The sequence below is a fragment of the Bradyrhizobium sp. CCBAU 65884 genome, from assembly GCF_028128835.1.
GTDB classification, from domain to species: Bacteria; Pseudomonadota; Alphaproteobacteria; order Rhizobiales; family Xanthobacteraceae; genus Bradyrhizobium; species Bradyrhizobium ottawaense.
This window is the reverse complement of sequence record NZ_LBJU01000127.1, coordinates 138,239-160,718: the sequence shown is the minus strand read 5'-3', so window position 1 is coordinate 160,718 and position 22,480 is coordinate 138,239. Positions and strand designations below refer to the sequence as shown.

Here is a 22,480-nt window from a genome sequence, read left to right as displayed (position 1 = left end):
CGCACTGCATCATTAATCGCGGCTTAATGCGGGCTGCCTGCGCTCTTGTCGCCAGCGGGATTGCGCAGCCGTCCGACCACGCCGGTCGGGAAGAAATAGACGCTGGCGATGAACAGCAGGCCGAGCCACAGCAGCCAGCGGTCGGGATGCAGCAGACCCGGCAGCAGCGGCAGGCCGGCCTCCGACGCCGCCGTGGAGGCGACGCCCATCAGCGACTGCAAATAGTTCTGGGCGAGGATGAAGATGGTGGCGCCGATAATCGCGCCGTAGATCGTGCCCATGCCGCCGATCACGACCATCAGCAGGATGTCCAGCATGATCGAGAAGCTGAGCGAAGTATCGGGACCGGCATAGCGTAGCCACAGTGCATTCAGGATGCCGGCGCTGGCAGCGACCAGCGCGGCGATGCAGTTGGCATAGGTCAGGTGGAACACCGTGCGGAAACCGAGCGCCTCGGCGCGAAAACGGTTCTCGCGGATCGCCTGCAGCACGCGCCCGAACGGCGAGTTCACGACGCGCAGCAGTGCGAGGATCATCAGCGCCGAGATGGCGAATAGCAGGTAGAAGGTCAGGATCCGGCCGTTGATCTCGAAGCCGACCAGGCTCTTTGGGATCAGCACCGTGCCGGGCCGCAGCAGCTCGGGCAGCTGGAAGCTGCGCCCGTCCTCGCCGCCGGTCAGCCAGGACAGCTGCGAAGCCAGCACCTGGAAGGCGGAGGCGACCGCCAGCGTGATCATGGCAAAGAAGATCGCGGCGACCCGCAGCGAAAACAGCCCGATGGCGAGCGCGAGCAGCGCCGCGAGCGGCAGTCCGACCACGATGCCGGTGGCGACCGCGGCCCAATTCGGGCCCATCCCGTACAGCGCGATGGCGATCGCGTAGCTGCCGATGCCGTAGAACATGGTGTGGGCGAACGAAACCGAGCCGGTATAGCCAAGCAGGAGGTCGTAGGAGGCGACCAGCGCGGCGAAGACGCAGATTTTGGCTGCGACGTTCAGTGCCTTGGCCCCCGGAAACAGGAACGGCGTCGCCGCCAGCGCCAGGATGATGACGACGAGAACGAGCGTGAGGATCCGGCTACGCGGCGGATCGCCTGACAGGATCATCATCGGCTGGTCACCGCATAAAGGCCGCGCGGCCGCCACATCAGAATGGCGACCATCAGCAGGATGTTGGAGACGAGGGCGAGCTTCGGCACCAGGAAGCCGCCGTAATTGGCGACCATGGCCACGAGGATCGCACCGATGAAGCAGCCACCGATCGAGCCGAGGCCGCCGATGATGACGACGATGAAGATCAGCACGGTGAGGTCGTCGCTCATGGAGGCATGGACCTGCTCGCGATAGAGCGCCCACATCACGCCGCCGAGGCCGGCCAGCGCCGATCCCGTCATGAACACGCCGAGGAACAGCCGGCGGATGCGATAGCCGAGCGCTTCCACCATCTCGCGGTTCTCGACGCCGGCGCGGATCAGGAGCCCGAGCTTGGTGCGGTTGAGCACCAGCTGGATCGCGATGAAGACGGCAAGGCCGATCAGCATCGCCAGCACGCGGTATTTGGCGATCGCGACGTCGCCGAGGATGAAGGAGCCGCGCAGCGACGCCGGCAGCGGCATCGGGATGATCTGTGGCCCCCAGAGGGCATAGAGCGTCTGCTCGGCGACGATCAGGCCGCCGGTCGTCATCAGGATCTGCTTCAGGTGCTGGCCGTAGACCGGCAGGATCAGCACGCGCTCGACGACGAGGCCAAGGGCGCCCGACACGGCCATCGAGAGCAGCGCGGCCGGCGCCAGCACCGCGAGGTTCATCCAGAGCGAATCCGCCTGAATGGAGGCTGCGAACGGCGCCAGCACAAGGGTCGCGACATAGGCGCCGACGGCGATGAACGCGCCGTGGCCGAAATTGAGCACGTCCATCAGGCCGAACACCAGGGTCAGCCCCGAGGCCATGATGAAGATCATCATGCCCATGGCAAGGCTTGCGGCGGTGAGCGTCAGCCAGGTGCTGGGCGAGCCGATCAGGGGGATCGTCACGAGAGCGAGCGCGACCGGCAGCAGGATCGGCGCGATATCGCGCTTCGGCTTCGGCAGCGGATCGGTTGCAGCAAGGTCAGTCACTGATGCGTCTCCAGGCTCAGGCCGAGCAGCCGCTCCTGCAGCGGCACGTCGGCGGCGAGCGCCGCCATCTCGCCGCGATGGACGATGGTGCCGTTGTCCATCACGAGCACGTTGTCGCCGAGCTCGCGGGCGGCAAAGAAATTCTGCTCGACCAGGAGGATCGTCGCGCCCTTGCGCTTGATCTCCTTCAGGCACTCGATCAGCGCCATCACGATAGCCGGCGCCAGCCCCTTGGTCGGCTCGTCGATCAGCAAGAGCTTGCGCGGCTCGATGATGGCGCGCGCGATCGAGAGCATCTGTTTCTGGCCACCGGAGAGGCTTCCCGCGCGCGACAGCCAGAACCGGCGCAGCGCCGGGAAGAAGCCGAAAATCCAGTCGAGCTGGGTGTCGTCGAGCGGGCCGTCGCGCGCCGCCAGCACCAGGTTTTCCTTCACGGTGAGATCGGAGAATACCGCCATGCTCTCCGGCACGTAGCCGACGCCGAGCCTTGCGATGTCCGGCGTCGCGCGGCTCTCGATGCGATCGCCGGAGAGGCTGATCTCGCCGCTGGACGCCTGCCACAGTCCCATGATGGTGCGCAGCGTCGTGGTCTTGCCGGCGCCGTTGCGCCCGAGCAGCATCGTGGTCTGCCCCTGCGGGACCGCGAGGTCGATGCCCTGGAGGATGTGATAGCGGCCGATATGGGTGTGGACGCCGGAGAGTTTGAGCAGGTCGGTCATGCGGTACCCTCTGCAGTCTTGGGCGCGACGCCGAGATAGGCTTCCTGCACGATCGGCGAGGCAATCACCTCAGCCGGCGGACCATCCGCAACAAGTTGCCCGTTATGCAGCACGATGATGCGGTCGGCGAGCGAGCGCACCACGTCCATCTTGTGCTCGACCAGCAGGATGATCTTGCTTCTGTCCTGCTTGAGCTGCGCGATCAGGTTGAGCACCACAGGCACCTCGTCGATGCTCATGCCGGCGGTCGGCTCGTCGAACATGAAGACCTTGGGTTCCAGCGCGATCATCAGGGCGACCTCGAGCTTGCGCTGGTCGCCGTGCGACAGCGCGGTCGCGGCGACGCCGCGGCGGCTGCCCAGCGCGACCTGGTCGAGGATGGTGTCGGCGCGGGCGATCAGGTCGCGGCGCACCATCCAGGGCCGCAGCATGTCGTAATGGGTGCCGTTCGCCGCTTGCACGGCGAGGCGCACGTTCTCTTCCACGGTGAGGTTCGGAAAGAGGTTGGTGAGCTGGAAGGCGCGTCCGAGGCCCGCGCGGGTTCGCAGCGGCGCGGAGTGCTGGGTGATGTCGGTGCCGTCGAACAGGATGCTGCCGTTCGAGGCGCGCAGCTGACCCGAGATCAGATTGAAATAGGTGGTCTTGCCGGCGCCGTTCGGCCCGACGATCGCGGTGAGCTCGCCCGGACGGAACGTGCAGGTCACGCTGTTGACCGCAACATGGCCGCCGAAGCGGATGGTGAGCTCGCGAGTTTCGAGGGTGAGGGGCATGGGGCGTCTGGCAAATGATGAACGAGATAGATCCGCAGGTCACGCTGCGCTCCCTCCCCCGCTTGCGGGGGAGGGTCGGGGAGAGGGCTGTCACCGCAGGCGAGAACCCCCAAGAGGAAAGAGCCCTCTCCCGGGCTCTCCCGCATCCGCCTTCGCCAAGGCTTCGGCGGACAAGAGCGGGAGAGGTGAAGAAGAGGGCAGCGCGGACAAACTCAGCGCTTGTTGCGAACGGGAACGTCCATGTCCTCGATCTTCAGCTCGCGCACCGGCTCGAGCACGGCCCAGGCGACGTTCGGATCGACCTTGACCTTGAAGGCGTACATGCTCTGCAGCGCCTGATGGTCTTCTTTCCGGAACACCATCTTGCCCTTCGGCGTGTCGAACCCCAGGCCTTCCATCGCCGTGATCAGCTTCTCGCTGTCGGTCGACTTCGCCTTGGTGACGGCGGCGACGACGGACATCGCGGCGGCAAAGCCGCCCGCGGTGAAGAAGTCCGGCGGCGCGTTGAAGCGCTTCTGGTGCTCGGCGACGAGCCAGTCGTTCACCGGGTTCTTCGGGATCTCGTAGAAATAATAGGTCGCGCCCTCCATGCCGGGCAGGCCCTTATAGGCGGCGAGCGCCGGCAGGATGTTGCCGCCGGTGGAGAGCTCGATGCCGTAGCGCTTCGGGTCCATGTCCTGCAGCTTGGCCAGCGGATTGCCGGCGCCGGCCCAGATTACCCAGATGACCTTGCGGCCCGGCTTGTCCTTCAGTGCGTCGAACAGGCGCTGGCCGACTGCGGTGAAGTCGGTGGTCGAGGTCGGGGCATATTCTTCGGCAGCGAGCGTCGCGCCGGTCTTGGCGAGTGCCTCCTTGAAGGCGGCAACGCCATCGCGGCCGAACGCATAGTCCTGCGCCAGCGTCGCGACGGTGACGCCCTGCTTGCCGATCGCGACCGCATTTGAGATCGCGTCCTGCGAGGAGTTGCGCGCGGTGCGGAAGATGTAGCGATTCCACTTCTCGCCGGTAATCTGGTCCGCGACTGCGGGCTCGACGATCAGGATCTTCTTGTTCTCCTCGGCGACCGGGAGAATGGCGAGCGCCGCGGCCGACGAGGTCGTGCCGATCGCGATGTCGGCCTTGTCGTCCTGATAGGCTTCGGCGAGCGCGGCCTTCGAGAGATCCGGCTTGCCCTGGTCGTCCTTGGTGATGATGACGATCTTGCGACCGTCGAGGGTCATCGTGCCCTTGGTGGCGTATTCAAAGCCCATTTTCAGGCCGGTCTCGGTCTGCTTGGCGTAGGCCTCGAGCGGACCGGTCTTGCCGTAGATCAGCGCGACCTTGAGATCGTCGGCCTGTGCGGAGGTGCCCGCAGCGAGTGCGAGAATGGTTGTTGTTATGATGAGTGATCGACGCACGATGGTCCCTCCTGATTTAAAGTTTCTCGGTAACAGCGATTTGCACAACGCTACGAACATTGCAATTGAACCTTCCGGCCGAGCGCATCGGCCTTGCGAGCATGCATCATTTTTGGGCCCGCCGCGCATCGCCGGCTCCCTCGGCCCGACGCCGATCCGACTGCGCCTCATCAGCGCTTTCGAAAATGTGGGGCGCGACGCCGCGCCTCTCCAGGGCTTCGCCGAGCTTGATGCGCAGGAAGCCCGACGTGGTGTAGCGTGACACGCCGGAATAGAAGCGATCGACGAGGCTGCGCACCATCGCGGAATATTCGTCCATCAGCTCCGGCAGGATGGAAAAATTGTCATAATTGACGATGGCGTAGACCCGGCGGCCGAGCGGCGCCAAACGGCTCTCGACGATCTCGGCGATGGCGTCGATCTCGGCCTTGCTGCGCAGCGGATAGCGCTCCAGATTGACGAAGAACAGGTTCTGCTGCTCGTCCAGCGTGAAGCGCTGGTCGAGCGGGATGGTGAGCAGGCGCTCGCGCAATTCCATCAGTCCCTCGCGGAAGATGCGGTCGTCCATCAGTGCGGGCTCGCGCGGGATCAGCGGCTTGAAATCCATCAGGCGCAAAATGTCGCGCTCGATGTCGATGCCGGGTGCGACTTCGGTGAGCTCGAGTCCGTCCGGCCTGAGCTCGAACACGCAGCGTTCGGTGACATACAGCGTGCGTTGCTTGCGCGCGGCCGCGAACGGGCCGCTGAAGGTGACGTGCTCGACGCGGTCGACGAATTTGCGTGATTTCGCCTCGTCGAGAATGACGAGCTTGCCGTCGTTCACCGCGATGCGTTGCTTGCCCGCGCCGAAGGTGCCGACGAAGATGACCTCCTTGGCGTTCTGGCTGATGTTGATGAAGCCACCGGCGCCTGCGAGCTTCGGCCCGAACTTGCTGACATTGAGGTTGCCGGCGCGATCGACCTGGGCGAGCCCGAGGAAGGCGGCGTCCAAGCCGCCGCCGTCGTAGAAGTCGAACTGATAAGGCTGGTCGATCACCGCCTGCGTGTTGATCGCGGCGCCGAAATCGATGCCGCTCGCGGGAATGCCGCCGATCACGCCCGGCTCCGCCGTCAGCGTGATGAGGTCGATGATTCGCTCCTCGTTGGCGACCGAGGCAATCCCCTCGGGCATGCCGATGCCGAGATTGACGACGCTGTTGGCCTTGAGCTCAAGGGCGGCCCGCCGAGCGATGATCTTGCGCTCGCTGACCGGCATCACCGGCAGCGATGCGGCGCGGACACGGATCTCGCTGGAGAAGGCCGGATTGTATTGCGTGCCAAAGGTCTGCCAATGGTTCTCGGGCCTTGCCACCACGACGCAGTCGACGAGGATGCCGGGAATCTTGACCTGGCGCGGATTGAGACTGCCGGCCTCGGCGACGCGTTCGACCTGGGCAATGACGATGCCGCCGGAATTATGCGCTGCCATGGCGATGGCGAGCGCTTCCAGCGTCAGCGCCTCCTTCTCCATGGTGAGGTTGCCGTCGGGATCGCCTGTCGTGGCGCGGATGATCCCGACGTTGATCGGGAACGTCTTGTAAAGCAGGCACTCTTCGCCGCGTAGCGTGATCAGCTCCACCATGTCCTCGGTGGTACGCGCGTTCAGCTTGCCGCCGCCCTGCCGGGGGTCGACGAAGGTGCCCATGCCGACGCGGGTGACGTGGCCGGGCCGGTGCGCGGCGATGTCGCGGAACAGGTGTGTGATGACGCCCTGCGGCAAATTATAGGCCTCGATCTGACCCGCGATCGCGAGCTGCTGCAATTTTGGCGCAAGCCCCCAATGTCCGCCGATCACGCGCCGGACCAGGCCTTCATGCGCGAAATGGTTGAGGCCGCGATTCTTGCCGTCGCCCTGGCCCGCCGCATAGACCAGCGTCAGATTGCGCGGCTTGCCCTGCGTATAGGGGGCATCGCCCTCGTGGGAGAGATAGAGCTCCTCCAGCGCGATCGCGATCTCCTCGGCAAAGCCGATTCCGACGAAGCCGCCGGTCGCGACCGTGTCGCCGTCACGGATCAGCATGACCGCTTCGGCCGCGGTGACGACCTTGCCCTTCTCGGAATTGCGTAGGTAAGGCAGAGCTGGGTGATGGCTCACGGCGTTCCTCCCGATCCCTTCGACCGTATGCCGTTGTTGCTTGATCCTATCGCGAGGAGCGACCCTGGAACAGGCCGCTCCTCGCGATGGACGAGGTGATCAGGACATTCAGCCCTGAACTATCTTGCGTGTTTCGGTGGCGAAATAGACCGACACGATGGTGATCAGCGCCAGCGCGATCATGTAGAGCGAGATCGGCCAGGTCGCCGGCGCATAGGCCGTCATCAATCCCGTCGCGATCAGCGGCGACAGTGCGCCGGCGAAGATCGAGGCCAGATTGTAGCCGAGCGAGACGCCGCTATAACGCACCTTGGTGCCGAACAGCTCCGACAGGAAGCTCGCCTGCGGGCCGTACATCGCGGCATGCCCGATCGCGAGGCCGAGCACGATCGCGATCCAGGCATATTGCGGGTTCCTGGTCGCCAGCAGCGTGAACAGCGGGAACGACATCAGCGCCGAGAACACCGCGCCAAAAATGTAGATCGGCCGCCGCCCGAGCCGGTCGGAGAGCGCGCCGAAGGCCGGGATGGTGAAGGTCTCGATCGCCGCGCCGATCAGCACGCCGTTGAGCATGTCCTGCTTGTTCATGCCGAGCGACTGCGTGGCATAGGCGAGCACGAAGGTCGCGTAGATGTAGAAGAAGCCGTTCTCGGCGAAGCGCGCGCCCATCGCGAGCAGGATGTTCTTGGGATACATTCTGATCGCCTCGAGGATCGGCATCTTCACTTCCTGCTTGGTGTCCTTGACCTTCTGGAACTCGGGGGATTCCGCGATGGTGAAGCGGATCCACAGGCCGACCAGCACCAGCGCGATCGAGAACAGGAACGGGATGCGCCAGCCCCAGGCAAGCAGCTGGGCGTCGGTCAGCATCGCCGATACCACCGAGAACACCAGCGTGCCGAGCACGAGGCCGAGCGGCGCCCCTAACTGCGGCCAGCTGCCGTAAAAGCCCTTCTTGTCCGCGGGCGCGTGCTCGACCGCCATCAGCACCGCGCCGCCCCATTCGCCGCCGAGGCCAAAGCCCTGGATCAGGCGGCAGGTGACGAGCAAGACCGCGGCCCAGATGCCGGCGGTCTCGTAGGTCGGCAGGAATCCGATCGCCGCGGTCGCCACGCCCATGATCAGCAGCGTCAGATAGAGCATGGTCTTGCGGCCGATCTTGTCGCCGTAGTGTCCGAACACGACGCCGCCGAGCGGGCGCGCGATGAAGCCGAGCGCATAGGTCGCGAACGCCAGCAGCGTCCCCATCATGGGATCGAAGGTCGGAAAGAACAGCTTGTTGAAGATCAGCGCCGCGGCGGTGCCGTAGAGGAAGAAGTCGTACCACTCGATAGCCGTGCCGATCAGGCTCGCGGTGGCGACCGTGACGTGCGAGGGCTGTCTCGCCTGAAGCTGATGGACCGAGATCGCTTCACTCATCTTGCGTCCTCCCTGGTGCAAATGCGCATGTGCAGCATGCGTCATTGTGCAAAGCGAAGAGCAAGGTCCGCGCCAGATGCGGAAGGTTTGCGCAAATTGGCTGAAATCACGGCAAATCTCGCCGTTGCTGGCGGAACCAGCGGCGCAGCGCCGTGTCCGGAATCCGAGACTCCGGACACGTTCGTGTCTCGAAACTCAGACGGAGGCCGACCCTGCGGCGAGGCCGAACTTGGCGAGCTTCTTGTAGAAGGTTGCGCGCGAGATACGCAGCATTTTGGCGGCCTCGGAGATCTGGCCGTTGCTGGCGGCGAGCGCCCGTTCGAGCGTGTGCTTCTCGAACTCGGCCTCGGCTTCGGCATAGGGCACCACCGCTCCGGCCGGGCGCTCGGATGCTGCGGGCCTGACGTCGGTGCCGACGGGAAGAATGCGGGCGACATCTTCGCCGGTCAGCCGGCCGGAATCGCTCAGGATCAGCGCCCGCTCCAGGATGTTGCGGAGCTCGCGGACGTTGCCCGGCCAGTCATAGCGCGCCAGCGCGGAAAACGCGCTCGGCGTGATCTTTGCCTTGACGTAATCGCCGGAGGCGCTGATGTCCTCGAGCAGCCGGGCGCAGATGTCGGGGAGATCATCCAGGCATTGCCGCAGCGGCGGCAGGTCGATCGAGAGCACGTTCAGCCGGTAATAGAGATCGGGCCGGAACGCGCCGTCGCTGACGCGCTTGCGCAAATCGACATTGGTCGCGGCGACCACGCGTACGTCGACCCTGGAGATCTTGTCCGAGCCGAGCGGCTCGATCTCGCGCTCCTGCAGCACGCGCAACAGCTTGGCCTGCAATTGCAGCGGCATCTCGCCGATCTCGTCGAGGAACAGCGTGCCGCCGTTGGCGATGCGGAATTTTCCTTCGCGTCCCCTGCGGTCGGCGCCGGTATAGGCGCCGGGCGCCGTGCCGAAGAACTCCGACTCGATCAGCGTGTCGGGAATCGCGGCGACATTGACGCTGACGAACGGCTTCTCCGCACGCGAGGAGGCATTGTGAATCGCCTGCGCCAGCATCTCCTTGCCCGTTCCGGTCTCGCCGGTGAGCAGCACGGTGACGCTCTGCCGCGCCGCGCGGCTTGCAAGCTGCTTGGCCTGCGCGATTCCAGGCGTGGTGCCGACGTAGTCGGCGAAAGTGAAGCGCGCCGCGCGGGCGTTGGACAATTGCCGCCGCGCCAGCCGCAGATCGCTCTCGAGCTGGGCGACGCGGGCGAGCAGAGGTTTCAGGCTTTCGAGATGGTCGTAGAGCACGAAGCCGATCGCGCCGATCACCGTGCCGTTCTCGTCCTCGATCGGCATGCGCGTGACGACGAGCTGCTCTCCGCCGAGCTCCATGATGTCGAGCAGGATCGGCTCGCCGGTCTCGGCCACCTTGCGCATCAGGCTGTTGGGGATGACCTCCTCGATCGGCCGGCCGATTGCCTCACTGGTCCGTTTGAGACCGAGCGCCGCGAGATATTTTTCATTGACGTAGACGACGCGTCCGCCGCGGTCGATCGCGATCGCGCCCTCGCAGAGCTTCTCCAGCCGCTCGAACAGCGTTTCCATCGCGCGCGCACGGAGATAGGCGGGATCGCTGATCGAGGCGGAAGAGGCGGACATGACATATCCCGGGGGAAGTCTGCCTGTGTATTAGCAAAAGGGCAGCAATTTCAAAGGGGGGAAATGGGTTGCGCCCCATACTCCGCTGTCGTCCCGGACAAGCGAAGCGCCGATCCGGGACCCATAGCCACAGGGAGATGTGATAACGGGGGACTCGGAGTGACCGTCTTAGCGCCAAACCACGCCCTGTGGTTATGGGTCCCGGGTTCGCTTCGCGCCCCGGGACGACAGCGCTGTGTGTTGCGCGGCTCGCGGCCTACCTTCGATACCCGCTCGCTCGCGAATAGCCCTGGCGGTTCTGCTGGTGCGGGCGGTTTGCGACGCTGGCGCGCGACTCGCTGGACACGGGCGTTGCCAGCTTCAACTCCTCCAAAAAGATCGGGCGCGAGAAGTAATAGCCCTGCGCGTAGCGGATCTTGGTCGCGGCCTGCAGATAGGCGAGCTCCTCGTAGGATTCGAGGCCTTCGGCGATCACGGTCATGCCGAGCGCTTCGCTCAAGGATTCGATCGCGCGCAGGATGCCCTGGCTGCGCGGGCGCTTATGGATGTCGGTGATGAAGGAGCGGTCGATCTTGATCTCGTCGGCGGTGATGTCGGCCAGCGCCGAGAGCGAGGAATAGCCGGTGCCGAAATCGTCGATCGAGATGCCGACGCCGAGCTTGCGGAACATCGGCAGGATCTCGTCCTGGAAATGATTCTTGGCGACGAAGGCGTCTTCGGTCACCTCGATCATGAAGCGCTGCGGAAAGCCGGTGTCGTCGAGCGCCCGCGCGAAGCTGCGCATGAATTCGGGGTTGCCGGCCTGCTTGGCCGCGACGTTGATGCTGATGGTCGCTTCCGCGCCGAACGTCTCGTTGATCAGGTCGATCGATTTGACGATTTCGGCGAGCACGAGATGGGTCAATTCGTCGATCAGCCCGAGCTCGCTGGCAAGATTGATGAACGATCCCGGCGCCTGGATCACGCCTTCGTCGTCGCGCAAGCGCACCAGGGCCTCGATGCCCTTCACCGCCTGGGTGCGGATGTCGACCTTGGACTGGAAGGCGCAGCAGAAACGCTTCTCCAGGATGGCGAGCCGCAGCGACTGCTCGATCTTCATCCGCGCGAGCGCCTCGCGCTCCATGCTCGAATCGAAGAAGGCTGCCAATCCCTTGCCGTCGTTCTTGATGCGGTACATCGCGATGTCGGCATTCTGGCGCAGCGTCTCGAAGCTGCGGCCGTGATCGGGATAGAGGCTGATGCCGACCGAGGTGGAGGCGAAGAGTTCCGAATGGTCGATGAAGAACGGCGCCGTCAGCCGCTCCAGCGTCGACTGCATGAATTCGGCGACTTCCTCCTGGCTCTGGATCGGCGAGAGCAGCAGCAGGAATTCGTCGCCGGAGATGCGCGACAGCATGTCGGAATCGCGCAAGTCGCGCCCGAGCCGCTTCGACAGCTCGACCAGCAGCGCATCGCCGACGGCGTGGCCGTAATAGTCGTTGATGTGCTTGAAATTGTCGACGTCGAGGAAGGCCAGCGCGAAACGCTCGCCGCCGCCATTCTCCGCCAGCAGATTGTTGGCGTGATGTTCGATCACGCGCCGCGAGGGCAATCCCGTCAGCTCGTCGAAATAGGCCGAGCGGAACAGCTGGTCCTCGAAATTCTTCTGCTCGGTAATGTCGGAGGACGCCGAGATCAGCAGCTCGCGTCCGGCGAGGCGAACGGGACGATGGGTCGTGAGCAGCACCTGGCGCGCAGCGCCGCCGTGAAGCGCCTCCTCGGTGACGACAGCCTGGCCGGCGCTCAGCGCCTGGCGGCAGGCTTCGCGGCGCGGCGCAAGATCGGGTGAGGGACGGCTGCCATCCATGCCGAGCTGCGCGGCCGCGGCATCGTTAACCAGCAGAAGCTCGCCATGCGCATCCTGCACGGTCAGGCCGGCCGGCAGCATTCTAACGATTTCCTTGAGAAAACCGAGCTCGGCTTCAGTCGCGCCGGAATATTGGTTGTCGTTCATAGAAGTCATGAATCTTGTTGTTTCAGCGCGCCTGCAATGCACGCAATCATGCGCAGTTCCCTCTTAAGTTTGGTTAAGGGGTACGGAGAAATACGGGGGTGTTTTGCGACGTTGCGACGCGCGCCGACGATCGTCATTAACAGAGGGTCAACGGCCCATGCGAAACTGCGGGCGGGTGCGCGGGCCAGCTTTCGCCTGACGCGCGATGCTATTCGCTTCGGGGGATGCGGCACTGCATGATGCAATGCAGCCCGGTCTTCAAGTAAGAGATCTCGGTCCTGCCATCGAAGGACGACAGTGCCGATTTCAGCAGCTTGGTGCCGAAGCCGGGCTCGGAGACCTTGTCCACGCTCGGACCCTCTGTCTCGTCCCAGGTGATGATCAGGCGGTCATCGCTGACGGTCCATGACACCTGCAGCAGACCGCGCGGCGCGGAGAACGCGCCGTACTTGCCCGCATTGGTGGCCAGCTCGTGAAACATCAATGAGAGCGTGACCGCGAGCTTCGGCGGCAGGAACAGGCGGTCGCCATTGAGGGTGAAGCGGACATGGCCGTAGGGGCCGAGCTCCGAGATCAGGAGGTCGCGGATGTCACAGCCGGCCTTGTCGATCCGCGAGATCAGATCGTCGGTCGCGGCCAGCGAGCGCAACCGAGGATCGACCCGGGCCCAGACCTGCGGGTGGTCGTGCAGCACCTGGTGCAGCACGGCGTGCACCGTCGACAGCTTGTTCTTCAGCCGGTGCTGGAGCTCGTCGACCAGCAGCTTGCGATAATCTTCTTCCTCGATCAGGCGCTTGGAGATCCGGCGCTGCTCCGCCAGCATGGTGCGATAGTGCTCGACGCCCCAGATGGTGAGCGCACAGACCGCCCAATAGAGTGCCAGCAGGGCAAATCGCGCCCGATCGGCAAAGGCATCGCCGAAATTCACCACGACGCCGAGCATGCCGCCGACCAGCGCTGTCACGATTCCGATCCGGAAGCCCCCGAACGCGGCGGCGAAGAACACGGCCGGGAAGTAGGGAGTGAAGTAGACGTCGGGCCGCACATGCGCGAGGGCCCAGCGCGTCAGCGTGGCAATCAGCAGGCAGGCCACCGCAAACGCAATGCTCAGACCGAGCGATGGCGGCGCCGCACCCTGCCAACCCCTACGGAATTCGTCGATCAACTTCCCCATGCGCAGCCCAGTTGCGATATGCGTTCGAAAATCGAGCGACCTGTGAAGATGTTACGCATCCCGTCCGCACAAGCATAGCTTGCCTTGTCGGAGGCAGGCAGGGATAGTGGCGTCCGCGGCGATGGCAGCGGCCGATGTTCGCCATTTGGCGTCAAATCGTTCGAAAACAGGAACATTCCATGGGCAGGCTGAACGGCAAGGTTGCGGTGATTACGGGGGCGACGAGCGGGATCGGATTGCGCACTGCGGAAGTCTTCGTTGCCGAAGGTGCCAAAATTGTGATCGCGGGGCGGCGTCTACCGGAGGGCGAAGCCCTGGCCAAGCAGCTCGGCGCCAACTGCATCTTCCGCCAGACCGACGTGACGCTCGAAGACCAGATGCAGGCGCTGATCGCGCTCGCCGTGGACAAGTTCGGCCGGATCGACTGCCTGTTCAACAATGCCGGCGGCCCGGCGCAGACCGGCGGCATCGAAGGCCTCGAGGTCGAGCGCTTCGACGCGGCGATGGCGACGCTGGTGCGCAGCGTCATGCTCGGCATGAAGCACGCCGCGCCCCACATGAAGAGGCAGGGGAGCGGCAGCATCATCAACAACGGCAGCATCGCCGGCCGCCTCGCCGGGTTCTCGTCCTCGATGGTCTATAGCGCGGCCAAGGCGGCGGTGATCCATCTCACCAAATGCGTGGCGATGGAGCTCGGCGAGTCCAACGTGCGCGTCAACGCGATCTCGCCGGGCGCGATCGCGACCGGCATTTTCGGCAAGGCGCTCGGACTCTCGACCGATGCTGCGGAGAAGACGCCGGCGGTGATGCGCGAGGTCTACAAGACCGCCCAGCCGATCCCGCGCGCGGGCCTTCCCGATGACATCGCCCAGGCCGCGGTGTTCCTGGCCAGCGACGAATCCAGCTTCATCAACGGGCACGATCTCGTCGTCGACGGCGCCATGACCGGCGGCCGCAACTGGAGCCAGCAGCAGCAGGGCTATGTGGCCTTGCGCAAGGCGTTCGATCAGGGGGCGTAGTCGCTCCGGGCGACGGTGCCGTAGGGTGGGCAAAGCGAAGCGTGCCCACGAATTCTTCATCGCGACGAACCGTGGGCACGGCGCTCCGCGCCTTTGCCCACCCTACGAGATCTCGTGCCCCGGACGCAGCGCAGCGTCCCCGGCGATGCGAAGCATCGTCCGGTGCGGTGCGCTGCAGAGCCGGGGCCTATGTCTCCACCGACTCGACGCAGCATTCCGGGTCCCGGCTCGCGCTTCGCGCGTCCGGGACACGAGAAAATCAGACCGCCTTCACCCGCACTCTTAGCCCGTCCCGCGGCTTCGGGATCGGCCACATCTGCCAGTCCGGCTTGTAGCCGGGCTCCAGCGATACCTCGATGTTCTGCAAGAAGTGCCGCGCGAAGCATTTTGCCTGCATGTAGGCGAAGTGCAGGCCGAGGCACATATGCGCGCCGCCGCCGAACGGGACCCAGGCGAAGCGGTGGCGATTGCGCTGCGCTTCCTCGGTGAAGCGCAAGGGATCGAAACGATCCGGCTCCGGCCAGATATCCTTCATGTGATGGGTATAGAGCGGATTGACGCCGACCGCGGTGCCGGCGGGAATCGTAAAACCCTTGAAAGTGAAATTGCGCATGGCGCGGCGCGGCATCGAAGGCACCGGCGGCTTGATCCGCAGCGCTTCCTTGAACGCCATCTCGGACAGCGGCATCTTTTCGAGATCGTCGAAGCTGCTCGGCGCGCCCGGCGCGAGCCCGAGCGCGAGGACTTCCGCGCGCAGCCTGTCCTGCCAGTCCGGATTGGCAGCGAGTTCGCCGATGAAGGAGGTCAGCGACGAAGTCAGCGTGTCGTGCGCCGCCATCATCAGGAAGCTCATATGGTCGATGATGTCCTGCTCGGAGAGTAGCGCGCCGTCCTCATGGGTGGCGCGGCACAGCTGCGAGAACAGATCATCGCCGCCATGATTGCCGCGGCGAAGCGGGATCTGTTCGCGGAAATAGGCGACGATGCGTTTGCGCCCCCTGACGCCGGCGGCCATCTGGGTGCCGGGCAGGGGACGGCGGATCGGGGCGACCGCGGCGGCGACCATGTCGACGAAGGCGCGGTTGATCTCGTCGACCTCCGGCCCGATATCGGCGCCGAGGAAGGACGCCGCAGCGAGATCCAGCGTGAGCTGCTTCATCGCGGGGTAGAGCTGCATCTCGCCGGGCTTGGCCTTCCACTGCGCGACCCGCGCGGAGATGCCGCGGTCGAGATCGGCCAGGTAGGATTTCATCGGCCCGGACTTGAACGCGACCGACAGCGCCTTGCGGTGCAGCCGGTGCTCGTCGAAATCGAGCAGCATCAATCCGCGCGGAAACAACAGGCCGAGCACCTTGTTCCAGCCGTGGGTCGAGGAGAACAGCTTTTGCTGGTCGAACATCACCAGCTCGTTGGCCTCGGGCCCGAGCAGCACGACATTGGTCTCGCCGAACACATGGGTGCGGTAGACCGGGCCATATTTGGCGCCGTTCGCCTCGATGTGGCCCTTGGGATCGGCCAGCACCTGGAAGGTCTTGCCGATGATCGGCCATCCCTCGTCGCCGGGAATGTGCGTCAGGGCGTTGCGCTTGGGCGCGGTGTAGTCGGGCGCCGGTGCGGCCACATTCTGCATCGACATGACGATTGCTCCGGTTGGCAGGCTCCGCGAACATAGCACGATCTGGCCGCGATGATGCGACGCTTGGTGGTGCAATTTACCTCGGATGTCGTCCCCGCGTAGGCGGGGACCCATAGCCACAGGGAGAAGTTGTGTGCGAGATAGTGGTTAGCAATCTTCGCCAAACCCTATGCTGTGGTTATGGGTCCCGGATCTGCGCGCGCTCTGGGCGCGCTTGTCCGGGACGACGAGTAGAGAGAGCTGGCATCCTACCGCTTCGCCGCTTCCTTCTGCAGATCCGGGGCGTTGACGGCGGGGATGGCGACGCGGCCGGGGCCGGTCACCTTCAGCGCCTCGGCGGCCTTCTCGTTCTCCATGATCTTGGCCATCACGGCCTGGCCTGCACGCTCGAAGATGGCGCGGTTCTCGATCACGAATTTTTGCGACCTGCGCAGGCCGTCGATATAGCCGTTGATCTCGGGCACGACGTAGCGCGCAACCATATCCCAGCTGCGGCGCGTCGCCTCCGGATTGGCCCAGTCGTGCACGAAGCCGATGATGGCGCCGACGCCGCCGGAGACCTGCATCACGTTCTTGATGGTTTTGACGAGATCGTCGGGCGTGCCGATGGTGGACGCCGCGCCCTCGACGAAGGCGGTCTTGTCCACGGCTTCATCCGGCGAGGAGAACGCGGTCAGGCCCGGCCGCTGCAGCGTGCCGACATTATACTCGTTGTGCCAGCGCATCAGCCCGGCGCCGGCTTCCTTGCGCGCCTGCTCGCGGGTCTCGGCGATGTGGAAGGTCAAGAGCACGCGCCAGTCGGCGCGGTTCACCTTGGTGCCGTGCTTCTTCGCAGCGTCCTCGGCGAACTGCCATTGCTGCTGTAGCGACATCAGGCCCTGTGTCGTCATCGAGCCCAGCGAGATGATGCCGCAGCCGTATTTGCCGGCGAGCGTCATGCCGGAGGGCGAGATCTGCGAGGCCACGACGAACGGCATCTCTTCCTGCAGCGGCAGGATCTGCAGCGCGGCATCGTTCATGGTGAACCAGTCGCTCTTGGCCGTGACGCGCTCACCGTTGAAGAGCCGGCGGATGACGCCGATGGCCTCGTCTTGCCGGTCGCGCTGCGTCATCGGGTCGATGCCGAGCGTGTGTGCGTCGGAGGCGAGCGCGCCGGGGCCGGAGCCGAAGATGGCGCGGCCGCCGGTCATGTGGTCGAGCTGCACCATGCGCTGGGCGACGTTGTAGGGATGGTGATAGGGCAGCGACACCACGCCGGTGCCGAGCTTGATCCGCTTGGTGCGCTCGCCGGCCGCAGCCAGGAACATCTCGGGCGAGGCGATCATCTCCCAGCCCGAGGAATGATGCTCGCCGCACCAGAACTCGTCGTAGCCGAGCGCATCGAGCTGCTCGACCAGCTCGAGATCGCGCCGGAACTGGAGCATCGGATGCTCCCCGATCGGGTGATGCGGGGCAAGGAAGGCTCCGAACTTCAGGCGCGCCATGGCGTTCTCTCCGGCTTTGATTTTCTGTTTGTTGAGGCAGTGAGGCTACGTGCCTGATGGCACGAACGCAATCGCGCGGTGTCCCGCGCGGCGGAATGCAGGCATGCGGCGAAGTTGCCTCTTCTCCCTCTCCCCGCTTGCGGCAGGGCTATGCATTTGAGGCAACCTCCGCCGCGGCACATCCTTCGAGACGCCCGCCGTTGGCGGGCCCTCAGGATGAAGGCGGAGTACGCCGGTGCAGTTTCAAAGCACACCGACGCAGTTCAGCCTCATCCCGAGGAGACCGCGAAGCGGTCGTCTCGAAGGACGAGGCGCTTGCTCCGATGTCGCCGCGAAGCATGTGCGAGTGCCCTGCCGCAAGCGCGAGAGGCGAAGCACGCGAATCCTACCTCCGAGGTAATCGCGACACCGCGCGAGATCTGAAATCATCGGCACGATAATCCAGGGCCACGCGCCGATGCATCAGATCGTCACACAACAGATCGATTCGACCCGCCGCTGGTGGGTGCTGGCCATCGTCGTGGCCGCCCAATTCACGTTCGGCGTCGATGCCTTCATCGTTAACGTCGCAATTCCGACCATTGCGGTCGAGCTGAAGGCATCGCCCGCGCAGATCGAAGCGGTCATCGCGATCTATCTGATCGCTTATGCCACGCTTGTCGTCACCGGCGGCCGGCTCGGCGATATCCACGGCACCAAGACTGTCTTTTTGGCCGGCCTGCTCGGCTTCACGGCGACCTCGCTGTGGTGCGGGCTCGCGCTCTCAGGGGTGGAGCTGATCATCGCTCGCCTGGCGCAGGGCGCGACCGCGGCGCTGATGGTGCCCCAGGTGCTGGCGACCCTGCATCTCCTCTTCACCGACGAGACGCGCAGCCGCGCATTCGCCATCTACGGGATCGTGCTGGGGCTGGCGGGTGCCGCGGGCTTCCTGCTCGGCGGCCTGCTGGTCACGATCGACCTTGCCGGCACCGGCTGGCGTTCGGTGTTCTTCGTCAACGTGCCCTGCGGCCTCGTCATCGCGGCTGCCGCCTGGCGCATCATGCCGTCGGTGCCGCGGCGATCAGGGACGAGGCTCGACATCAAGGGCAGCTCGGTCCTGTTCGCGGGGCTGCTGTGCCTGATCGGCCCGCTGCTTTTTGGTCACGATGCAGGCTGGGCACCCTGGCTGTGGGCCGTGATGGCGGTCGGCGGCGTCGTCCTCATAGCGTTCCTGAAGCTCGAGCAGGCAGTCGCTGGTGCCGGCGGCATGCCGTTGATCGACCTCACGCTGCTGGCGGATGCCGCTTTCCTGCGCGGGCTTGGCGCCGCCTTCTTTTTCTTCCTGGCCAATCTTTCCTTCTATCTGGTCATGACGCTGTTCATGCAGCGCGGCCTGAAAATCCCGCCGCTGTCAGCCGGCATGGCCTTCATCCCGCTTGCGCTTGCCTTCGTCGTGGCCTCGCGCCACAGCGGCGCGCGGGCGCGTCATCGCGGCACCAAGGTGTTGATCGAAGGCTGCGCGCTTCAGATCGCAGGCCTCGCCGCGCTCGCGCTTGTTGCAGCCTGTATCGATGCGCCATCGCCGCTTCTGCTCGCGTTCGTCATGATCATCTTCGGCTACGGTCAGGGATTGGTGATGGCGCCGCTCTCCGGCGCGGTGCTCTCGACCGTCAAGCCTGTCGCCGCAGGCTCGGCGTCCGGCATCTACGGCACGACGGCGCAGATCGGAAATGCGGCCGGAGTGGCCGCAATCGGCGCGGTGTTCTTCGCGGTCGATGCCCTGCAATCAGCGCGCGCAGGATTTCTGGTCTCGCTTGCGCTGTTTGTGACATTAATCATGATCTGTGCCGCATTTCTGTCGTGGATGCGTCGCGCATCTGCGTGAAGTCGAGGCATTGCGGTTAATTCGTGCGGATTTCGGCGGAATTCCCCGTGATTTTCGTGGATTGACAGCGCACGGTCTTTTTATTTTGCAATGCAGCAACTATCTGGTTTGGCTAAGCGTTGAAAGCCGCCCACCAGGAAGTTGCCGTGTCGTTAGCCAAAAATGTTGATCTGTTGAGACGTCTGCCGAGGCTGGACGGTCTGCGCTTTGCCGAGCTCGGCCGGAGCGCGGATGCGTCCAGTCCATTGCAAGAGGTCACCGGCTTCGGCGACAACCCGGGGGCCTTGCGCATGTTCGCGTTCGTGCCGGCGCAGTTGCAGAAGCCGCGCGCGCTGGTCGTCGTGCTGCATGGCTGCGGGCAGACGGCGGCGGGCTACGATCTCGGCGCGGGCTGGTCGACGCTCGCGAAGCACTATGGCTTCGCGCTGCTGATGCCCGAGCAGCAGCGGATCAACAACGGCAACACCTGCTTCAACTGGTTCAATCCGGAAGATACGGCGCGGGACAGCGGCGAGGCGCATTCGATGCGCGAGATGATCGCGCATATGGCGGAGGCGCATCGCATCGATCCCAAGCGCATCTTCATCACCGGCTTGTCCGCCGGCGGCGGCATGACGTCGGTGATGCTCGCGACCTATCCGGAAGTCTTCGCGGCGGGTGCGGTCATTGCCGGACTGCCCTATGGCATTGCCTCGAATTTGCGCGAGGCACTGGACGGCATGTTTCATTCCCCGGTGCGTCCCGCGCGCGAGCTCGGCGATCTTGTGCGCAATGCCTCGGATTATCGCGGCCCCTGGCCGAAGGTCTCGGTGTGGCACGGCAGCGCCGACCGCACCGTCAATCCCGGCAATGCCAACGAGATCATCAAACAGTGGCTCGATCTGCACGATCTGCCGGAAGCGCCGATGGCGGAGACCAACGTCGACGGCTATCCGCGCCAGGCCTGGTGGGGCAAGGACGGCGAGACGCTGGTCGAGTCCTACGCCATCACCGACATGGCGCACGGCACACCGCTTGGGCTGGCCGACAACGACCAGCGCTATGGCGTCGAAGGCGCATTCCTGATCGAGGTCGGCATTTCCTCGTCCTATCACATCGCAAAATTCTTCGGCCTCACCGGCTGGATTGCAGACGCTGCAAAGGCGGAGGCCAAGCCTACAAGCAAGTCTACAAGCAGGCCTGCAGCGCAGCCGGCACTGACGCCCGCGCCGCATCTCGCCCGCTCGATCCGCGCAGCGGTCGCCGAACAGCCGGCCGAGCCGACGCGCGAGGAGGCTCGCAGCTTCGATCTCGGCCAGATCATCACGCGCGCACTGACCGCCGCAGGATTGATGAAGTAGCCCCAAACTCCCCCGTCGTCCCGGACAAGCGCGCGCCGATCCGGGACCCATTGCCACAGGGCAAAGTGAGGCGCGAAGGGCCAACTCCGAGTCCCCGCAAACCACGGCTTCCTGTGGTCATGGGTCCCGGATCCGCGCTTCGCTTGTCCGGGACGACAGCGAAGTTTGTAGCGATGTCGTCGTGTCAGCCCGCGGAAACTACGCCGTCTGACCGATCCACTCGATCGGCGTCACCGTCACCTCGCCGCCGGCGACCTTCCGCGTCATCTCCTGATAGGCTTTGAAGAAGTCGCGCGATTGCAGCGCTTTTTGCGCGGCATCGTCAGCGACGCTGGCGAGATGGAAATAGCTGCCATCGTCGCGGTTTTTCAAGACGCGATAGCCGATCCGGCCCGTCAGCTCCGGATCGCCGTCGATCGCCTTGATGAAGCGGCCGACCTCCTGGTGCCAGGCGTCCGTCGTACCGTTCCTGAATTCATATCTGATCATGAAGTGCTTCATGTGACGCTCCCTGTTCGTCGTGTGCGTCATCATCTGCGGCTTGCTAGCGATCCTGCAAGTATGGACAAAATTGATAGTATGGACTTTTTCGACGTTGCTCCTATCCTCGTCGCCATAGCGTTTTCGAGCGAAGTGGATGCCGGTTCGCGTGAAGAAGACGCGTCAAAACAAGAATCCAACGCGTGGAGGAGACGACATGGCGAAGGCGAACCCGGCGCGCATCTGTCCGGTCGCGGCCTTTCAGAAGATGATCAGCGGCAAGTACAAGCTGCGCATCGTCTGGGACCTCAAGGACGGCCCGCGCCGCTATGGCGAGATCCGCAGCGGCTTATTGCGCGGCACGGAAGGCAGCGCCGAGATCGCCCCGCGCGTGCTCAGCCGTGAATTGAAGGCCCTGACACAAAGCGGCCTGATCGACCGCAAGGATTTCGGCGAAGTGCCGCCGAAGGTCGAGTATCGCTTGACCCGCAAGGGCAAAAGCTTCGTGCCGGTCGTCGCGGCGATCCGCGACTGGGGCGATCGTCACCTCACTGAGACCGCCACGCTTGTGGACGCGGCGGAATAAACCTCACATCGCGCCGGTGATGAACGGATTGGTCATCCGTTCCTGGCCGATGCTTGAGCCGGCGCCGTGACCGCAGATGAAGCCGACGTCGTCGCCGAGCGGCAATAGCTTGGTCAGAATCGAGTTGATCAGCGTGGCGTGACTGCCGCCCGGCAAATCGGTGCGTCCGACCGAGCCGGTGAACAGGACATCGCCGACATGGGCGAAGCGCAGCTCCTTGTTGAAGAACACCACGCTGCCGGGCGAGTGGCCGGGGCAGTGGAAAACATCGAATTGCAAGCTGCCGATCGACACGGTGTCGCCTTCGGCGAGCCAACGGTCCGGCGCGAAATTGCGCACGCCGGTCATGCCGAAGCGTGCGCCGCTCTCGACCACATTGTCGAGCAGGAACTTGTCCGCTTCATGCGGGCCTTCGATCGGCACCTTCAGTGCATCGCGCAGATCGGCCGCGCCGCCGACATGATCGATGTGGCCGTGGGTCAGCCAGATCTTCTCCACGGTGACGCCGGTCTGCTTGATCGCGTCCAGGATCTTCGGCACGTCCCCGCCGGGATCGATCACCACGGCCTTCTTGCTGGGCTCGTCCCAGAGGATAGTGCAGTTCTGCTCGAACAGCGTCACGGGAACGATGATCGCGCCGGCCTTGGATTGCGAAGAGTCTTGGGTGTCATTTTGCTCGGTCATGGCGCCACAATGCCGATTTTTGCCATG

General features: G+C 64.6%; 18 protein-coding genes. 4 read left to right on the top strand and 14 right to left on the bottom strand.

The features are described 5' to 3' along the window. Nucleotides 1-23: 23 nt before the first annotated feature. From XI03_RS28845 to XI03_RS28800, 10 genes are all read right to left on the bottom strand, one after another. Nucleotides 24-1,109, bottom strand: coding sequence for a branched-chain amino acid ABC transporter permease (locus XI03_RS28845; protein WP_271594026.1), 1,086 nt, complete (start codon nucleotides 1,107-1,109; stop codon nucleotides 24-26). Continuing rightward, the gene (locus XI03_RS28840) at nucleotides 1,106-2,116 is read right to left on the bottom strand and encodes a branched-chain amino acid ABC transporter permease (RefSeq protein WP_018319497.1); all 1,011 of its coding nucleotides are present in this window, start codon (nucleotides 2,114-2,116) and stop codon (nucleotides 1,106-1,108) included. The genes XI03_RS28845 and XI03_RS28840 overlap by 4 nt, the downstream gene beginning before the upstream one ends. Beyond that, complete coding sequence (locus XI03_RS28835) at nucleotides 2,113-2,835, bottom strand: branched-chain amino acid ABC transporter ATP-binding protein (RefSeq protein ID WP_038949385.1); 723 nt, start codon at nucleotides 2,833-2,835, stop codon at nucleotides 2,113-2,115. The genes XI03_RS28840 and XI03_RS28835 overlap by 4 nt, the downstream gene beginning before the upstream one ends. After that, nucleotides 2,832-3,605 carry an ABC transporter ATP-binding protein gene (locus tag XI03_RS28830; protein WP_271594025.1) on the bottom strand — a complete coding sequence of 258 codons (774 nt, stop codon included), beginning with the start codon at nucleotides 3,603-3,605 and terminating at the stop codon, nucleotides 2,832-2,834. The genes XI03_RS28835 and XI03_RS28830 overlap by 4 nt, the downstream gene beginning before the upstream one ends. Before the next feature lie 212 nt (nucleotides 3,606-3,817). Continuing rightward, nucleotides 3,818-5,002: a substrate-binding domain-containing protein gene (locus XI03_RS28825; protein ID WP_271594024.1), complete on the bottom strand. Its 1,185-nt coding sequence runs from the start codon at nucleotides 5,000-5,002 to the stop codon at nucleotides 3,818-3,820. 106 nt (nucleotides 5,003-5,108) lie between these two features. Continuing rightward, nucleotides 5,109-7,136, bottom strand: coding sequence for an acyl CoA:acetate/3-ketoacid CoA transferase (locus tag XI03_RS28820; RefSeq protein WP_212475288.1), 2,028 nt, complete (start codon nucleotides 7,134-7,136; stop codon nucleotides 5,109-5,111). 108 nt (nucleotides 7,137-7,244) lie between these two features. Continuing rightward, nucleotides 7,245-8,555: an MFS transporter gene (locus XI03_RS28815; protein ID WP_049806626.1), complete on the bottom strand. Its 1,311-nt coding sequence runs from the start codon at nucleotides 8,553-8,555 to the stop codon at nucleotides 7,245-7,247. A 195-nt stretch (nucleotides 8,556-8,750) separates the two neighbouring features. After that, nucleotides 8,751-10,193: a sigma-54 interaction domain-containing protein gene (locus tag XI03_RS28810; RefSeq protein ID WP_271594023.1), complete on the bottom strand. Its 1,443-nt coding sequence runs from the start codon at nucleotides 10,191-10,193 to the stop codon at nucleotides 8,751-8,753. A gap of 256 nt (nucleotides 10,194-10,449) precedes the next feature. Beyond that, the gene (locus XI03_RS28805; protein WP_028139587.1) at nucleotides 10,450-12,186 is read right to left on the bottom strand and encodes a putative bifunctional diguanylate cyclase/phosphodiesterase; all 1,737 of its coding nucleotides are present in this window, start codon (nucleotides 12,184-12,186) and stop codon (nucleotides 10,450-10,452) included. A 208-nt stretch (nucleotides 12,187-12,394) separates the two neighbouring features. After that, a complete protein-coding gene (locus XI03_RS28800) occupies nucleotides 12,395-13,360 on the bottom strand; it encodes a sensor histidine kinase (RefSeq protein WP_028139588.1) in 966 nt (321 codons plus the stop codon). A 179-nt stretch (nucleotides 13,361-13,539) separates the two neighbouring features. On the opposite strand from XI03_RS28800, the gene XI03_RS28795 reads away from it, so the two are divergent. Further along, nucleotides 13,540-14,379 carry an SDR family NAD(P)-dependent oxidoreductase gene (locus tag XI03_RS28795; protein ID WP_271594022.1) on the top strand — a complete coding sequence of 280 codons (840 nt, stop codon included), beginning with the start codon at nucleotides 13,540-13,542 and terminating at the stop codon, nucleotides 14,377-14,379. 259 nt (nucleotides 14,380-14,638) lie between these two features. Here the strand turns inward: XI03_RS28795 and XI03_RS28790 are convergent, their stop codons facing one another. Both XI03_RS28790 and XI03_RS28785 read right to left on the bottom strand, forming a co-directional pair. Continuing rightward, nucleotides 14,639-16,015: a cytochrome P450 gene (locus tag XI03_RS28790; RefSeq protein WP_038949465.1), complete on the bottom strand. Its 1,377-nt coding sequence runs from the start codon at nucleotides 16,013-16,015 to the stop codon at nucleotides 14,639-14,641. A gap of 248 nt (nucleotides 16,016-16,263) precedes the next feature. Further along, the gene (locus XI03_RS28785) at nucleotides 16,264-17,499 is read right to left on the bottom strand and encodes an LLM class flavin-dependent oxidoreductase (protein WP_038970664.1); all 1,236 of its coding nucleotides are present in this window, start codon (nucleotides 17,497-17,499) and stop codon (nucleotides 16,264-16,266) included. 457 nt (nucleotides 17,500-17,956) lie between these two features. Here XI03_RS28785 and XI03_RS28780 point away from each other — a divergent pair, with 457 nt between their 5' ends. Next, a complete protein-coding gene (locus XI03_RS28780) occupies nucleotides 17,957-19,363 on the top strand; it encodes an MFS transporter (RefSeq protein WP_271594021.1) in 1,407 nt (468 codons plus the stop codon). Between the two features lie 146 nt (nucleotides 19,364-19,509). Then, nucleotides 19,510-20,703: an extracellular catalytic domain type 1 short-chain-length polyhydroxyalkanoate depolymerase gene (locus XI03_RS28775; protein ID WP_271594020.1), complete on the top strand. Its 1,194-nt coding sequence runs from the start codon at nucleotides 19,510-19,512 to the stop codon at nucleotides 20,701-20,703. Between the two features lie 198 nt (nucleotides 20,704-20,901). Here XI03_RS28775 and XI03_RS28770 read toward each other — a convergent pair whose 3' ends face one another. Then, nucleotides 20,902-21,204, bottom strand: coding sequence for a hypothetical protein (locus XI03_RS28770; protein WP_240536285.1), 303 nt, complete (start codon nucleotides 21,202-21,204; stop codon nucleotides 20,902-20,904). A gap of 196 nt (nucleotides 21,205-21,400) precedes the next feature. Here XI03_RS28770 and XI03_RS28765 point away from each other — a divergent pair, with 196 nt between their 5' ends. Continuing rightward, complete coding sequence (locus tag XI03_RS28765) at nucleotides 21,401-21,769, top strand: winged helix-turn-helix transcriptional regulator (RefSeq protein ID WP_271594019.1); 369 nt, start codon at nucleotides 21,401-21,403, stop codon at nucleotides 21,767-21,769. Between the two features lie 3 nt (nucleotides 21,770-21,772). On the opposite strand, the gene XI03_RS28760 is transcribed toward XI03_RS28765, so the two are convergent. Beyond that, on the bottom strand, nucleotides 21,773-22,453 hold the full coding sequence (locus XI03_RS28760) for an MBL fold metallo-hydrolase (RefSeq protein ID WP_271594018.1): 681 nt from the start codon (nucleotides 22,451-22,453) through the stop codon (nucleotides 21,773-21,775). Nucleotides 22,454-22,480 lie beyond the last annotated feature (27 nt).